Here is a 14,604-nt window from a genome sequence, read left to right on the forward strand (position 1 = left end):
TCCACCCCGTCGCTCAAGCCGACGCGCAACGAAGGTCGCGATTTGTCGATGTGCCGGATGGCCCGATTCGTCCCTTCATGCGTGTCCGTTGCGCCCCGCGGAGCGGGCGGTTCCCCTCGGTTCCGCTCAGTTCCGCGCCCGCGGGTGCGATGTCGCGTAGACCTCGCGCAGTAACTGGACCGTGACGAGCGTGTAGACCTGCGTGGTGGTGACCGAGGCGTGCCCCAGCAACTCCTGCACGACACGGACGTCGGCTCCGCCGTCCAGCAGGTGCGTGGCGAACGAGTGCCGCAGCGTGTGCGGAGACACCTCCGACAGCTGCGCCCGGTCGGCGGCCGCGCGCAGCACCATCCACGCGCCCTGCCGCGACAGCCGCCCCCCGCGCGCGTTCAGGAACAGCGCCGGCCCGCCCCGCCCGGCCCCGGCCAGCTCGGGCCGCGCCCGCACCAGGTAGGCGTCCACGGCCTCGCGGGCATAGTCGCCGATCGGCACGACCCGGGCCTTGCCCCCCTTGCCGGCGACGCGGGCGAAACCGTCCCGCAGGTCGAGGTCGTCGACGTCCAGGCCGACGGCCTCGGAGATGCGCGCCCCCGATCCGTACAGCAGCTCCAGCAGCGCCCGATCGCGCAGGCCCCGCGCGGTGCCCTGGTCACCGGACGGCCCGGCCGCCGCCCCCAGCAGCCGTTCGACGTCCTCCAGCGAGATCGCCTTCGGCAGCCGCCGCGGCGGCGTGGGCGGCTTGACGTCATGGGCGGGATCGCCGGCGGCGAGCCCCTCCCGCAGCGCGAACCGGTGCAGCCCCCGGACCGCCACGAGCGCCCGCGCCGCCGAACCCGCCGACAGCGGCGGATGGTCCTCGTCGCCCTCGCGCAGCCCCACCAGGAACGCGCGGACGTCCTCCTCGGTGACCTCCCCGACCGCCTCCCGCCCCCGCCCCGCCTGCACCTGCGCGTAACGGCGCAGGTCGCGGCGGTAGGAGCTGAGCGTGTTGGCGGCCAGGCCGCGCTCCACGGCCAGATGCCCCAGATAGGTGCGCACGGCCGAGTCGAGCGCGGACCCCGCGCCGGCGTCGCCTGCGGGGCGCCGCGCGGTGCTCCGGGAGGACGGGCTCGGGGACAGGGCGGCACCTCTTCCGGCCGTGGGCTCCGGGGACCCGCCCATCATGCCCCCTCCGGCGACCGGAGGGGGACCTCATCCGGCTCAGTCCTCCGGCGCGTCGACGGGGCGCAGGTTCGCGAAGCCCGAGTCGCGGGCGGCGCGCACCGCGAGCACCCCCATGCACGCGATCATGTTGTGCAGCTCACCGGCGAACACCTTCCGGACCGCCTCCTCCAGCGGCACCCACACGACCGGCATGTCGGCCTCCTCGTGGACGCGCTCGAAGTCGATCTGGTCGGCCGGAACCTCGGTGAGGCCCCGCGCCAGGAAGATCCGGATGCGCTCGTCGGCCATGCCGGGCGACGGGAACACGTCCAGCAGGGTGTCCCAGCGCTCCGCGCGGTACCCCGACTCCTCCAGCAGCTCGCGCTCGGCGAGCTTGTGCAGGGGTTCGCCGTCCACGTCCCGCAGTCCCGCCGGCGCCTCCCACAGCTGCCGCCCCACCGGATGCCGGTACTGCCGCAGCAGCAGCACCCGGTCGCGGTCGTCGACGGCGATGACGCCGACCGACCCGGTGTGCTCGATCACGTCGCGCGGCACGGCCTCCGTGGCCTCACCGCGCGGCATCTCGACCCGGTCGCTGCGGACGTTGAAGACGCGCCCCCGGTACACCGTGGACGACTCCACGACCCTCCAGCGGTCGGGACGGTCGCGGACATCGTCCGGGCCCAGCTCCCCGCCGCTCACGAGGCGTCCGCCGAGCCCGCGCCGCCCTCGCCCGCGCGCGCCTCGGCATAGTCGAGAGCGGCGGACACCAGGCCGGTGAACAGCGGATGCGGGCGCGTCGGGCGGGACCGGAACTCCGGGTGCGCCTGCGTCCCGACGAAGAACGGATGCCGATCGCGCGGCAGCTCGACGTACTCGACCAGGCGCCCGTCGGGCGACAGGCCCGAGAACCGCAGCCCCGCCTGCTCCAGCCGGTCGCGGTAGGAGTTGTTGACCTCGTAGCGGTGCCGGTGCCGCTCCGACACCTTCGCCTCCCCGTACAGGTCCCGGACGAGCGACCCGTCGGCCAGATCCGCCGGGTAGAGCCCGAGCCGCATCGTGCCGCCCATGTCGCGCTCCCCGGCGACGACGTCGAGCTGGTCGGCCATCGTCGCGACCACAGGGTGGGCGGTCGTGGCGTCGAACTCGGAACTGCCGGCATCGGCGAGACCACCCAGGGTCCGCGCCGCCTCGATCACCATGCACTGCAGCCCGAGGCAGATGCCGAGCAGCGGGACACGGTTCTCGCGGGCGTGCCGGATCGCGCCGAGCTTGCCCTCGATGCCGCGGACACCGAACCCGCCGGGCACCAGCACGCCGTCGACACCGTCCAGCTCCCGCTTGGCGCCCTCGGGCGTCTCGCAGTCATCGCTCTTCACCCAGCGGATGTGCACCTTGGCGTCGTTGCCGAACCCGCCGTGCCGCAGCGCCTCAGTGATCGACAGGTAGGCGTCGGGCAGATCGATGTACTTGCCGACCAGCGCGATCGTCACCTCGCGGGCCGGCTTGTGGACCCGGCGCAGCAGCTCGTCCCAGGCGCCCCAGTCCACGTCGCGGAACGGCAGGTCCAGGCGGCGCACCACGTAGGCGTCCAAGCCCTCGGAATGCAGCACCTTCGGGATGTCGTAGATGCTGGCGGCGTCCACCGCGGACACCACGGCCTCGCGGTCCACGTCGCACATCAGGCTGATCTTGTGCTTGAGCCCGTCGGTGATCGGCCGGTCCGACCGGCACACGATCGCGTCCGGCTGGATGCCGATGGAGCGCAGCGCGGCGACCGAATGCTGCGTCGGCTTCGTCTTCAGCTCGCCGGACGGGCCGATGTAGGGCAGCAGCGACACGTGCAGGAAGAAGCAGTTCTCCCGGCCGATCTCGTGCCGGATCTGCCGGACCGACTCCAGGAACGGCAACGACTCGATGTCGCCGACCGTCCCGCCCACCTCCGTGATGACGATGTCGACGTCGCCGTCGTCGGCCATCCCCCGGATCCGGTCCTTGATCTCGTTGGTGATGTGCGGGATCACCTGCACCGTGTCGCCGAGGTACTCCCCGCGCCGCTCCTTGGCGATCACGTTCGAGTAGACCTGGCCCGTCGTGACGTTCGCCGACCCGTGCAACTCGGTGTCGAGGAACCGCTCGTAGTGCCCGATGTCCAGATCCGTCTCGGCGCCGTCGTCGGTGACGAAGACCTCGCCGTGCTGGAACGGATTCATCGTGCCGGGGTCGACATTGAGGTACGGGTCCAGCTTCTGCATGGTGACCCGAAGACCGCGGAGGGCGAGAAGCCGCCCGAGGCTGGACGCCGTCAGACCCTTGCCGAGGCTCGAGGCGACACCGCCGGTGACGAAGAGATGCTTGGTAGGACGTGACCTACCAGTGGTAGCCGAAGGCAAGAAGGCGCTCCCGTGGTCGTAACGAGGCGGACGGTACCGCACTGTCCACGGGGTTCTAGCTTATTGCATTTCTCTCCTCCTTCGGCCCGGGGGCCTCCATCGTCGAAAAACGCGGCGATCGCTGGCATCGCTCCGGCTCGCCTGGCGGCTCGCTGCGCGATCAGGTTCTCGCTTCGCTCGAACCTGCCTTCGGACGCGATCGCGGCCCCCAGGCCCTCGCATGGTTGCGGCGGTGGCTGAGGTCGCTGTGTTTATGGCAGTGCACTCCTCCTTCGGGCCTTGGCGGCCCTCCATCGTCGAGCACTGCGGGCGATCGCTGGCATCGCTCCGGCTCGCCTGGCGGCTCACTGCGCGATCAGGGACTTGCTTCGCTCGTCCCTGCCTTCGGACGCGATCGCGGCCCCAGGCCCTCGCATGGTTGCCGTGGTGGCTGGTGTCAGCGCTATTGACCCGTCGGTCGACGCGGTTGGGGCGGCCAGGGGCGCCGTCGCTCGCGTGGCGTCGCGGCCTCGCCTTCGCTGGCGCGCCCGTAGCCAGTAACGCCTCGTCGCATTGAAGGCGCGGCCTTTGCGGCGGCGCCCGCTACTGCGGCCGGCCCCCTCAGGTCGCGGGCGCGGCGTTGGCGGGGGTGCCCCGCCGCCGCCTACAGGCGGGGGGTGGCGGCCGTGGGCATGATGGTGCGTAGCTGGCGGGTCAGTTCGTCGATCAGGGAGCGGGCCTGGTCGGCGGCCTGGCGGGCGGCGTCGCGTTCCTGGGAGAGCTCGGCGATCTGGGCGCGCTGCTCGGTGACGGCCTGGGCCAGCTGGTCGACCCACTGGTCGCGCTCGGCCAGCTTCTCGGCCACGGCGTCGCGCTCGGCGGCCAGCTGCCGCATCGCCGCGACGGTCTGGTCGCGCTCGCGGCCGGCCTGGTCGGCGCGGCCCCGGGCCAGGGTGAGCTCGGACTCGGCGCGCGCCTGTGCCTGGACGGCGCCCTCCCGGGCCCGCTCGGACGCCTCGCGCGCCTTGGCGCTGCCGTCGCGCTCCCGCTCGGCCTTCTTCGCGGCCTCCAGCGACTGGGCGGCCGTGTCGAGCGCCTGCTGCCGCTCGCCCTCGGCGGCGTCGGCCCGTCCGGCCGCCTCCTGCGCGCGGCGCTCGGCGTCCTGCACGCGGCGCTCGGCCTCCTGCGCGCGGCGCTCGTTCTCCTGCGCGCGGCGCTCGGCGACCTCGGCGCGGCGCCGGGACTCGTCGGCCTCCTTGCCCGCCGCGACGACGGCGTGCTGCAGGTTCTGCGCGGTCATCTCGGCGTCGGTGACCTTGGCGCGCAGCCCCGCCAGCTCGGCGTGCGCGGTCTCCAGCGCGCGGGACAGCTCACCCGCCTGCTCGGCGACGCGGTCGCGCTCGGCCTCGGCGGAACGGCGGCCGCCGACCGCGTCCTCGACGGCGCGCAGGGCGTCGTCGCGGGCCTCGCTCATGGCGTCGCGCTGCTGGATCGCCTGCCGGACCGTCGCCTCGGCCTCGGCGACGCGCCGCTCGGCCTGCTCGACCTGGGCCTGGAACTGCTCCATCTGCCCGCGGGCCTGCTCGGCCTGCGCGCGCGCCTGGTCGGCCTGGACGCGGGCCTGCTCGGCCTGGCCCCGGGCCTGGTCGGCCTGGACGCGGCCCTGCTGGGCCTGGTTCCAGGCGGCGGCCGCGTCGCGCTGGGCGTTCTCCTTCTCGGTCTGGAGCGCCGCGATCTGGGTGACGGCCTCGTTCTGCACCTCGGCGGCGCGGCGCTCGGCGTCGGCGACCTGGCGCTCGGCCTCTACGGCGCGGCGGTCGGCCTGCTCGGCCTGGCCGCGGGCGCGCTGCACCTCGCCCCAGGCGGCGGCCGCGTCGCGCTGCGCCGACTCCTTCTCCGCCTGGACGGCCGCGATCTGCGCCGCGGTCTCGTTCTGGGCCTCGGTGACGCGGCGCTCGGCCTCTACGGCGCGGCGGTCGGCCTGCTCGGCCTGGCCGCGGGCGCGCTGCACCTCGCCCCAGGCGGCGGCCGCGTCGCGCTGCGCCGACTCCTTCTCCGCCTGGATGGCGGCGACCTGGGAGGCCGTCTCGGTCTGCGCCTCGCTGACCTTGCGCTCCCCTGCGGCGAGCGCGTCGCCGATGAGGTCGGCCATCTGGCGGAGCCGCTCGACGATGTCCCAGGGCTGGGCCCCGGCCTGCTCGACGTCGGGGCGCATGATCTCCCCCGTCTGCCCGTGCGCGGGCTGGCCGGGCTGCGCGGGCTGCCCGGGCTTGGCCATCTGAATGGGCTGCTGGGCGGACGGCAGCGCCTGCTGCGCGCCGCCCGGGTCGCGTCCCATGGCGGGCCAGGGAGTCGCCGCGTCGGGGACTCCTCGGGAACCGCCGGATCCGTTCAGCTCGCTCACCGGTCTCCTCGCCTCCCGGACGGGAGCGGGCCGGCCGGCGGCACGCCGCCCGCCCTGCTCGCGGCGTTCCCGGCCCGCCGGCTCGTCACATCGCTCACGTGTCTCCTCGCCCGGCGGCGCTCGGCCGCGTTCGCGGGGGTCGTTGTGCACATCTCGCTCGCTCCGCTGCCGGCCCTGCGGCTCCTCGCTTCGCTCACTAGGAGCACTCTAGTCCCGACCAGCGGAACGTTTGCCCAGTTTGGGGTTTGCCTTCTCGACACCCGTCCGGCGTTCGCGCACGCAGGACGCCTGATCGTCGCCTGCGCGACCCGTCCGCGGGGTGCCGTGGGTCACATCCGGCCGCGGCGGCGGCCGGATGGAACAATCGCGCCTCATGGAGCTTCGCACGCTGTACCCGCCGATCGAGCCCTACGACTCTGGGCTGCTCGACGTCGGCGACGGAAACCGTATCTACTGGGAGGTCTGCGGGAACCCGGACGGCAAGCCCGCGGTGATGCTGCACGGCGGGCCGGGCGGCGGGTGCAGCCCGGCGCACCGCCGGCAGTTCGACCCGGAGGCGTACCGGATCGTCCTGTTCGACCAGCGCAACTGCGGGCGCAGCCTGCCGCACGCGAAGGACCCGGAGGTGTCGCTGGAGAGCAACACCACCTGGAACCTGGTCGCCGACATGGAGCGGATCCGCGAGCACCTCGGCATCGAGCGTTGGCTGGTGTTCGGCGGAAGCTGGGGCAGCGCGCTGTCGCTGGCGTACGCGCAGACGCACCCCGACCGGGTGACCGAGCTGGTGCTGCGCGGCATCTTCACCCTGCGGCCGTTCGAGCTGTACTGGTTCTACCAGGAGGGGGCGTCGCTGCTGTTCCCCGACCTGTGGGAGAAGTACGTCGAGCCGATCCCCGAGGACGAGCGCGAGGACCTCATCTCGGCGTTCCGCGAGCGGCTCGAATCGCCCGACCCGCAGGTGCGGACCACGGCCGCGAAGGCGTGGGCGACGTGGGAGGGCTCGACGCTCACGCTGCGGCCGGACCCGGAGATGGCCGGCGGCTTCGGCGAGCCCGAGTACGCGGTGGCGTTCGCGCGCATCGAGAACCACTACTTCACCAACGAGGGGTTCTTCGAGGAGGACCAGCTGCTCCGGGACGTGGACAGGATCCGCCACATCCCGGCCGTGATCGTGCAGGGCCGCTACGACGTGTGCACGCCGGTCGCGACGGCGTGGGACCTGCACCGCGCGTGGCCCGAGGCGGACTTCCACATCGTCGACGACGCGGGGCACGCCTACAGCGAGCCGGGGATCCTGCATCACCTGATCGAGGCGACCGACCGTTTCGCCGAGAAGACGTGACTCATGGTGGTCGTTTGATAACGTCACGTTATCGGACGTTGAGGCGCCGAGCCTGAATCGGTCACACCGAGAATGGGCTTCAGCACGTCCGCAACCGGGTCGGGGTCCGGTTTCCTCGCCCGGCCCCGGCCACCCGGAAGCGGACCAAAATCCACATCTCCTGTCTCATTGGCAAGCCCGGCCTTACTCTCCGGATAGCGCCCCTGCCCCCAGGGGGCAGTACAGAGGGTCTCGCGGAGCGCCTCGGCCCACACCCGCCCCACCTCGCCCGCGCGCGGCCCGACCTCCCGCGATGGGAAGTGACGCCCGCCGCACCCGCCCCGTTGTCACCCGATCCATGTGACTTACCTCACATAACCGATACAAAAAGCGGCTCCCCGCCCCGCGGCGAAACGTTAAGGTTGCATTCAGGAAGCATGCCGGCAACATCTCCGGCGCACCCGGCAGTACCTCCTGCGTATCCCGGGGAAAAGCGGATCGCGGCCCGCCTGAAGACCGCCCAAATTGCACCCGAATCGGGAAAGCAATTAATTATACCCACTGGCGAGCGAGCTAAACATCTCGTCGATAACATCTATCTGCGATCATCGCGCGAGATTCGCTAAATTGCCTGGACATGGCAGCGCAACCCCTGGAATCACCGACCCGACGCCCCGGGAAGAACGAGACGAACGCGGAAGTGCAACTCCAGGAGCCGAGCCTCGCCGATGGACCCGCGCTTTGGCGGCTCGCCCGGGACTCACGGGTCCTGGACGTCAACTCGCCGTACAGCTACACGCTCTGGTGCCGCGACTTCGCGGACACTTCCGTCGTCGCGCGCGACGACGCGGGTCCGTGCGGCTTCATCACCGGCTACGTCCGCCCGTCCCGTCCGGACACGTTCTTCGTGTGGCAGGTCGCCGTCGACGGCGACCACCGCGGCCAGGGGCTCGCCCGCCGCATGCTCGACGCCCTGGCCGACCGCCTCGCGCCCCGGGGGCTCGAGTACATGGAGGCCACGGTCACACCGGACAACACCGCCTCCACCGCGATGTTCGAATCCTTCGCCAGAGCCCGCGGGTGCGAACTCGCCCGCAGCCCGCTGTTCGCCGCGGAGCACTTCCCCGAGGGGGGACACGAGCCCGAGGTGCTCTTCAGGATCGGCCCGATCGCCGCCGCGAACTGACCCACGCTCCACGCCCCCACCCGCTCCTCTCCGACCCTGCCTGGAGGCAGACATGGACGTGTTCGACCGCATGGAATCGGAAGTCCGCGGCTACTGCAGAAGCTGGCCCACGGTGTTCACCACGGCACAGGGCAGCCACATGACCGACGAGAACGGCAAAACCTACCTCGACTTCTTCGCCGGCGCCGGAACCCTCAACTACGGGCACAACAACCCGGGGCTGAAACGCCGGCTGCTGGACTTTCTCGCCGGCGACCCCGTCGTGCACGGCCTCGACATGTACACCTCGGCCAAGCGCGAGTTCCTGGAACGCTTCAACGAGTACGTCCTGGCGCCCCGCGACCTCGACTACAAGGTCCAGTTCCCCGGGCCCGCGGGCAACAACTCGGTCGAGGCGGCGCTGAAACTGGCGCGCAAGTACACCGGCCGGGAGACCGTCGTCAGCTTCACCAACGCCTTTCACGGGATGACGCTCGGCGCGCTCGCCGTCACCGGCAACTCGATGAAGCGCACCGGTGCGGGCGTGCCGCTCGGGCACGGCGTGGCGATGCCCTACGACAACTACCTCGACGGCAGGACGCCCGACTTCCTGCTCTTCGAGACGATGCTGGACGACAGCGGCAGCGGCCTCGACAAGCCCGCCGCCGTCATCGTGGAGACCGTGCAGGGCGAGGGCGGCATCAACGTCGCCACCGCCGAGTGGCTGCGCGGCCTGCAGGACCTGTGCCACCGACAGGACATCCTGCTCATCGTCGACGACGTGCAGATGGGCTGCGGCCGCACCGGGCCGTTCTTCAGCTTCGAGGAGGCCGGGATCACCCCGGACATCGTCTGCCTGTCCAAGTCCCTCAGCGGCTACGGGCTGCCCTTCGCGATCACGCTGATGAAGCGCGAGCTCGACGTGTGGGAGCCGGGCGAGCACAACGGCACCTTCCGCGGCTTCAACCCGGCGTTCATCACCGCCGTCGGCGCGCTGGAGGACTACTGGACCGGCGACGACTTCGAGAAGCAGACCCTCGCCAAGGGCCAGCAGGTCCAGGCGGCGCTGAACGAGATCGCGATCGCGCATGCCGGCGCCATCGACTGCGTCCGCGGCCGCGGCATGGCGTGGGGCCTGGTGATGAAGGACCCGGAGACGGCGCCGCAGGTGTGCGGCGAGGCGTTCGCCCGAGGGCTGCTGATGGAGACCTCCGGCCCCGAGGGCGAGGTCGTCAAGCTGCTGCCGCCGCTCACCACGACCGAGTCCGAGCTGGCCACCGGCCTGGAGATCATCGCGGACTCGGTGGAGGCCGTCCGCCAGAAGATCACCGCCTGAGCCCGCCGGGCACCGACACAGCAGAGGAGTTTCAATGATCGTTCGTTCCCTCGGAGAGATCATCGGCACGGAGCGCGACGTGCAGGCGCCGACCTGGTGCAGCCGCCGCCTCGTGCTGGCCAAAGAGGGCGTCGGGTTCTCGCTGCACGAGACGATCCTGTACGCGGGCACCGAGACGAAGATGTGGTACGCCAACCACATCGAGGCCGTGTACTGCGTCGAGGGCCAGGGCGAGCTGACCAACGACGAGACGGGCGAGAAGCACAAGATCGAGCCAGGCGTGATGTACCTCCTCGACGGCCACGAGCACCACACCCTGCGCGCCCACACCGACGTGCGGACCGTCTGCGTGTTCAACCCGCCCTGCACCGGCCGGGAGGTCCATGACGAGAACGGTGTCTACCCCCTGCTGACCGAGGAGGACGCATGAGCATCATCGAGTCCCATCCGACGATCGACGACGCCTACCCCACCCGGAAGGCCTCCGAGGCCGCACTGCTGTACCGCCAGGACCCGGTCGTGTACGGCGAGGCGAAGGACGGGCCCATCGACGGCGCGACCCTCGACTCCTTCGAGGCCAACGGGTTCCTGTCCGTCGACCAGCTGATCGCGCCGGAGGAGGTCGAGGACTACCGGGCCGAGCTGCGCCGGCTGTCGTCGGACCCGCGGATCCTGGCCGACGAGCGGACGGTGACCGAGCGCGGCTCGGACGAGGTCCGCTCCATCTTCGAGGTGCACAAGATCAGCGAGGTGTTCGCCGAGCTCGTCCGCGACCCCCGCGTGGTGGGCCGGGCCAGGCAGATCCTCGGCTCGGAGGTTTACGTCCACCAGAGCCGGGTCAACTACAAGCCAGGTTTCACCGGCAAGGACTTCTACTGGCACTCGGACTTCGAGACCTGGCACGCGGAGGACGGCATGCCCCGGATGCGCGCGGTGAGCATATCCATCGCGCTCACCGAGAATTTCGTGCACAATGGCGGGCTAATGATCATGCCTGGCTCGCACAAGACCTTCGTGGCCTGCGTCGGGGAGACCCCGGACGACCACTACAAGGAGTCCCTGCGCGGACAGGAGATCGGTACGCCCGACCCCAACAGCCTGTCGATCCTGGCCGACAAGCACGGGATCGAGCTGTTCACCGGTCCCGCGGGCTCGGCCACCATGTTCGACTGCAACTGCATGCACGGCTCGAACGGGAACATCACCCCGTTCCCGCGCTCCAACGTGTTCATCGTGTTCAACAGCGTTGAGAACACGTGCGTCGAGCCGTTCTCCGCACCCGCGCCCCGTCCCTCCTTCATCGGCGCCCGTGACTTCACTCCCGTCGGAGTCGAGACCTCTCCGGAAGGCGGGGCGGGCCGTCCCGCCGCGGAGGGGACCGCCGGCGCCTGAGCCTAACAATTCGATAACCCGACCCACCCGCTCCGCGCCCGCAAGGGGGCCGTCCGGCCTCCCTGCGGGCGCGGAGCGCACCCATCATCAGGAGATCGACGATGACTTCCTCGAGACGCGACTTCCTCCGCACCGCCGTGCTGCTGTCCGCCGCGGCGCCGCTGGCCGCGGCGGGCTGCTCCACGACGGATCCGGAGAAGGAGAAGGCCGGCGGCGGCACGCTGCAGAAGGCCAAGGACTCCGGGACCATCACGGTCGGGTTCGCCAACGAGGCGCCCTACGGCTACACCGACAAATCCGGGAAGCTGACCGGCGAGGCCCCCGAGCTCGCTCGGGTCATCTTCAAGAACCTCGGCATCGACGAGATCAAGGGCGTCCAGGTCGACTTCGGCGGGCTCATCGGCGGGCTCAACGCCAAGCGCTTCGACGCGATCGCCGCCGGCATGTTCATCACGCCCGAGCGGTGCGCCTCCGCGGCGTTCGGCAACCCCGAGTACGTCGCCAAGAGCGCCTTCATGGTGCCCGAGGGCAACCCGAAGGGCCTCAAGGCCGCCGAGGACCCGGGCAAGAAGGGCGTCAAGGTCGGCGTGCTCACCGGCGCGGTCGAGGCCGGGTACGCCGAGAAGACCGGCGTCAAGAAGGGCGACGTCAAGACCTTCGCCGACCAGGCGAGCGCCTACGAGGGCCTGAAGGCCGGGCGCATCGACTGCATCTGGCTGACCCGCATCTCGCTGGCCGACCTGCTGACCAAGCACAAGGGCGAGGGCTTCGAGGTCACCGACGCGTTCACCCCCGTCATCGACGGCAAGGAGCAGCTCGGCGCGGGCGCGTTCGCGTTCCGCAAGGCCGACTCGGACCTGCTGAACGCCTGGAACGCCGAGCTCGCCAAGCTCCAGCAGGGCAACAAGCTGCTGCCGGTCCTGCAGCCGTTCGGCTTCACCCAGGCGGAGATGCCCGGCCCGGACGACACCGCCGCCAAGTTCTGCCAGGGCTGACCCGTGTCCGAGGTCCTCGACAGCTATCCCCAGTGGCTGGACGGGGCGTGGGTCACGATCCGGCTCACCCTCCTCGGCGGAGCGCTGGCGCTCGTGCTCGCGCTGGTCTTCGGGCTGGCGGGCACGTCACGCAGCGCGGGGGTGCGCGGGCTGAACCGCGTGTACGTGGAGTTCTTCCGCGGCAACGCCACGCTGGTGCTGCTGTACTGGTTCTTCTACGCCCTCCCGCTGATCGGCCTCCGGTTCACCACGATGTTCGCGGCCGTGCTGGCCCTCGGCCTGAACGTCGGCGCGTACGGCGCCGAGGTGGTGCGCGGATCGATCAACGCCGTCCCGAAGGCGCAGTACGAGGCGACGATCGCGCTGAACTTCACGCCGTTCCAGCGCATGCGGCGCGTGCTGCTGCCGCAGGCGTTCGCGCTCATGCTGCCGCCGTTCGGCAACCTGATCATCGAGCTGATGAAGGGCACCGCCATCGTGTCCCTGGTGGGCCTGGTCGACCTGACCCGCGTCTCCAAGAACATCCAGGGCAGCACCGGCCAGACCGTCGCCTCGTTCACGGTCGTGCTCGTCCTGTACTTCGTGATCGCTCAGGTCCTGCAGCTGTTCGTCCGCTACGCCGAGCGGCGCGTGGACCGGATGCTGGGCCGCAGGCTGCCCCCTGAGCCGTCCCTCGGGACGATCGCGGCGGGCGCGCCCGGGGCGGGGGTGAGCGGCTGATGAGCTGGGACTGGCACTATTCCGGCGAGATCCTGCCCGACCTGCTGAACGGGCTGCGCTACACGCTGACCGCGACGCTGCTGGGCTATGTGATCGCCCTGGTCCTCGGGCTGGTGTGGACGCTGCTGCGCCGCTCCCCGAGCCGGGTGTTCAACCAGGTGGTCCGGTGGGTCACCGAGTTCATCAGGTCCACGCCGCTGATCCCGCAGCTGTACTTCGTGTTCTTCGTGCTGCCGGCCTGGGGCGTCACCATCGGGTCCCTCACCGCGGGCACGATCACGCTCGGGATCCACTACTCGACCTACACGGCCGAGGTGTACCGGGCCGGGATCGCCGACGTCCCCAAGGGGCAGTGGGAGGCGTGCACCGCGCTGAACCTGCCGCGTTCGCGGGTGTGGCTGGACGTGGTCCTGCCGCAGGCGATCCGGCGGGTCATCCCGACGCTCGGCAACTACCTGATCGCGATGTTCAAGGATTCGCCGATGCTGCTGGCGATCAACGTCGCGGAGCTGCTGTTCTCCGCGTACCAGGTCGGGTCCAAGTCCCTGCAGTTCCTGGAGCCGATCACCATGGTCGGCCTGTTGTTCGTCGTGGTCAGCGTCATATCCTCGATACTCGTCCGCCGCTTGGAGAGGCGTTATGCCACCAATTGACACCGACTCAGTCGACCCCGGGGGCACCGCGGACCGCCCAGCCCCCGAAGGCGCCGCCGAGGCGCCGGCCCCTGTCCCCGGCGAGGCGGCCGCCGGCGCGGGCGTCTCCACGCAGAAGGGCACCGCCACGAAGGCCGAGCCGGCCGCGGGGCTGCCGCGCGGCGAGGCGCCGGGCATCCGCTTCGAGAAGGTGGTGAAGCGGTTCGGCTCCAACGTCGTGCTCCGCGAGCTGGACTTCACCGTGGCGCCCGGCGAGCGGGTCACGCTCATCGGGCCGAGCGGGTCGGGCAAGACCACGATCCTGCGGCTGCTGATGACGCTGGAGACGCTCGACGAGGGCCTGATCTGGATCGGCGACGACACGCTGTGGCACATGGACCGCGGCGGCAAGCGCGTCCCGGCGAACCAGAAGCACCTGCACGAGATGCGCAAGCAGGTCGGCATGGTGTTCCAGCAGTTCAACCTGTTCCCGAACATGAACGTGCTGCGCAACCTCACCGAGGGGCCGGTGCGCGTGCTCGGGGTGTCCAAGGACGAGGCGGTCGAGCGGGCCCGCGGCCTGCTCGACATGGTCGGCCTGTCGGACAAGGAGAGCGCGCACCCGACCCAGCTGTCGGGCGGCCAGCAGCAGCGGGTGGCGATCGCGCGGGCGCTCGCCATGCAGCCGAGGGTGCTGCTGCTGGACGAGGTGACCTCGGCGCTCGACCCCGAACTCGTGGTCGGCGTCCAGGACCTGCTGCGCGACATCGCCCGGCAGAGCGACCTGACCATGCTCTGCGTCACCCACGAGATGACCTTCGCCAAGGACATCTCCGACCGGGTCCTGATGTTCGACCAGGGCCAGATCGTCGAGGAGGGTCCCCCGGACCAGATCTTCGGCGAGCCGTCCGAGCAGCGGACCCGCGACTTCCTGCAGGCCGTGCTCGCGTCCTGACCGGTCCGGGCCCGCCGGCCGGAACCGCGTCCCGTGCGTCGCCCGCGTCCCCGTCGCCCCGGGGACGCGGGCGACTCCCGTTTCCGGGGCCGCCGCGACGGCGCCCGGGCTCCCGATCACCCCGCCCGCCCCCGCACCGAACGCGATTCGGTACCGTGGCGGCGACGGA

General features: G+C 71.0%; 13 protein-coding genes. 9 read left to right on the plus strand and 4 right to left on the minus strand.

Annotated features, from left to right (window positions below):
- Nucleotides 1–126: 126 nt before the first annotated feature.
- The 4 genes from BJY14_RS05905 to BJY14_RS05920 form a co-directional block, all read right to left on the minus strand.
- A complete protein-coding gene (locus tag BJY14_RS05905; RefSeq protein ID WP_246395814.1) occupies nucleotides 127–1,164 on the minus strand; it encodes a site-specific tyrosine recombinase XerD in 1,038 nt (345 codons plus the stop codon).
- Between the two features lie 36 nt (nucleotides 1,165–1,200).
- The gene (locus BJY14_RS05910) at nucleotides 1,201–1,845 is read right to left on the minus strand and encodes an NUDIX domain-containing protein (RefSeq protein WP_258939096.1); all 645 of its coding nucleotides are present in this window, start codon (nucleotides 1,843–1,845) and stop codon (nucleotides 1,201–1,203) included.
- Nucleotides 1,842–3,536, minus strand: coding sequence for a CTP synthase (pyrG, locus tag BJY14_RS05915; RefSeq protein ID WP_179842679.1), 1,695 nt, complete (start codon nucleotides 3,534–3,536; stop codon nucleotides 1,842–1,844). The genes BJY14_RS05910 and pyrG overlap by 4 nt, the downstream gene beginning before the upstream one ends.
- A gap of 643 nt (nucleotides 3,537–4,179) precedes the next feature.
- Nucleotides 4,180–5,919 carry a coiled-coil domain-containing protein gene (locus BJY14_RS05920; protein WP_179842680.1) on the minus strand — a complete coding sequence of 580 codons (1,740 nt, stop codon included), beginning with the start codon at nucleotides 5,917–5,919 and terminating at the stop codon, nucleotides 4,180–4,182.
- Between the two features lie 373 nt (nucleotides 5,920–6,292).
- Between BJY14_RS05920 and pip the strand changes: the two genes are divergently transcribed.
- The 9 genes from pip to ehuA all read left to right on the plus strand — a co-directional run bounded on the left by pip (nucleotide 6,293) and on the right by ehuA (nucleotide 14,435).
- Complete coding sequence (gene pip / locus BJY14_RS05925) at nucleotides 6,293–7,261, plus strand: prolyl aminopeptidase (RefSeq protein WP_179842681.1); 969 nt, start codon at nucleotides 6,293–6,295, stop codon at nucleotides 7,259–7,261.
- A 616-nt stretch (nucleotides 7,262–7,877) separates the two neighbouring features.
- Nucleotides 7,878–8,426: a diaminobutyrate acetyltransferase gene (gene ectA / locus BJY14_RS05930; RefSeq protein ID WP_179842682.1), complete on the plus strand. Its 549-nt coding sequence runs from the start codon at nucleotides 7,878–7,880 to the stop codon at nucleotides 8,424–8,426.
- A gap of 52 nt (nucleotides 8,427–8,478) precedes the next feature.
- Nucleotides 8,479–9,741 (plus strand): diaminobutyrate--2-oxoglutarate transaminase, encoded by a 1,263-nt coding sequence (gene ectB, locus BJY14_RS05935; protein WP_179842683.1) that lies wholly within the window; start codon nucleotides 8,479–8,481, stop codon nucleotides 9,739–9,741.
- A 34-nt stretch (nucleotides 9,742–9,775) separates the two neighbouring features.
- Nucleotides 9,776–10,171, plus strand: a complete 396-nt coding sequence (locus BJY14_RS05940; protein ID WP_179842684.1) for an ectoine synthase — start codon at nucleotides 9,776–9,778, stop codon at nucleotides 10,169–10,171.
- Nucleotides 10,168–11,133, plus strand: a complete 966-nt coding sequence (thpD, locus tag BJY14_RS05945) for an ectoine hydroxylase (RefSeq protein ID WP_179842685.1) — start codon at nucleotides 10,168–10,170, stop codon at nucleotides 11,131–11,133. Before BJY14_RS05940 ends, thpD begins: the two co-directional genes overlap by 4 nt.
- 101 nt (nucleotides 11,134–11,234) lie before the next feature.
- Complete coding sequence (ehuB, locus tag BJY14_RS05950; protein ID WP_179842686.1) at nucleotides 11,235–12,128, plus strand: ectoine/hydroxyectoine ABC transporter substrate-binding protein EhuB; 894 nt, start codon at nucleotides 11,235–11,237, stop codon at nucleotides 12,126–12,128.
- Nucleotides 12,129–12,131: 3 nt separating this feature from the next.
- Entirely contained in the window at nucleotides 12,132–12,848 is a 717-nt protein-coding gene (ehuC, locus tag BJY14_RS05955; RefSeq protein WP_179842687.1) for an ectoine/hydroxyectoine ABC transporter permease subunit EhuC, read from the plus strand.
- Nucleotides 12,848–13,501: an ectoine/hydroxyectoine ABC transporter permease subunit EhuD gene (gene ehuD / locus BJY14_RS05960; RefSeq protein ID WP_179842688.1), complete on the plus strand. Its 654-nt coding sequence runs from the start codon at nucleotides 12,848–12,850 to the stop codon at nucleotides 13,499–13,501. The genes ehuC and ehuD overlap by 1 nt, the downstream gene beginning before the upstream one ends.
- Nucleotides 13,488–14,435 carry an ectoine/hydroxyectoine ABC transporter ATP-binding protein EhuA gene (gene ehuA / locus BJY14_RS05965; RefSeq protein WP_246395816.1) on the plus strand — a complete coding sequence of 316 codons (948 nt, stop codon included), beginning with the start codon at nucleotides 13,488–13,490 and terminating at the stop codon, nucleotides 14,433–14,435. Before ehuD ends, ehuA begins: the two co-directional genes overlap by 14 nt.
- The last annotated feature ends 169 nt before the right edge of the window (nucleotides 14,436–14,604 follow it).

The organism is Actinomadura luteofluorescens, from assembly GCF_013409365.1.
Taxonomy (GTDB): domain Bacteria; phylum Actinomycetota; class Actinomycetes; order Streptosporangiales; family Streptosporangiaceae; genus Spirillospora; species Spirillospora luteofluorescens.

What these genes read in the sequence shown, in the direction of transcription:
- ehuB (WP_179842686.1), top strand. Translation starts at nt 11,235, where the DNA reads ATGACTTCCTCGAGACGCGACTTCCTCCGCACCGCCGTGCTGCTGTCC.
- BJY14_RS05940 (WP_179842684.1), top strand. Translation starts at nt 9,776, where the DNA reads ATGATCGTTCGTTCCCTCGGAGAGATCATCGGCACGGAGCGCGACGTG.
- ectA (WP_179842682.1), top strand. Translation starts at nt 7,878, where the DNA reads ATGGCAGCGCAACCCCTGGAATCACCGACCCGACGCCCCGGGAAGAAC.
- ectB (WP_179842683.1), top strand. Translation starts at nt 8,479, where the DNA reads ATGGACGTGTTCGACCGCATGGAATCGGAAGTCCGCGGCTACTGCAGA.
- thpD (WP_179842685.1), top strand. Translation starts at nt 10,168, where the DNA reads ATGAGCATCATCGAGTCCCATCCGACGATCGACGACGCCTACCCCACC.
- pip (WP_179842681.1), top strand. Translation starts at nt 6,293, where the DNA reads ATGGAGCTTCGCACGCTGTACCCGCCGATCGAGCCCTACGACTCTGGG.
- ehuD (WP_179842688.1), top strand. Translation starts at nt 12,848, where the DNA reads ATGAGCTGGGACTGGCACTATTCCGGCGAGATCCTGCCCGACCTGCTG.
- ehuA (WP_246395816.1), top strand. Translation starts at nt 13,488, where the DNA reads ATGCCACCAATTGACACCGACTCAGTCGACCCCGGGGGCACCGCGGAC.
- BJY14_RS05905 (WP_246395814.1), bottom strand. Translation starts at nt 1,164, where the DNA reads ATGATGGGCGGGTCCCCGGAGCCCACGGCCGGAAGAGGTGCCGCCCTG.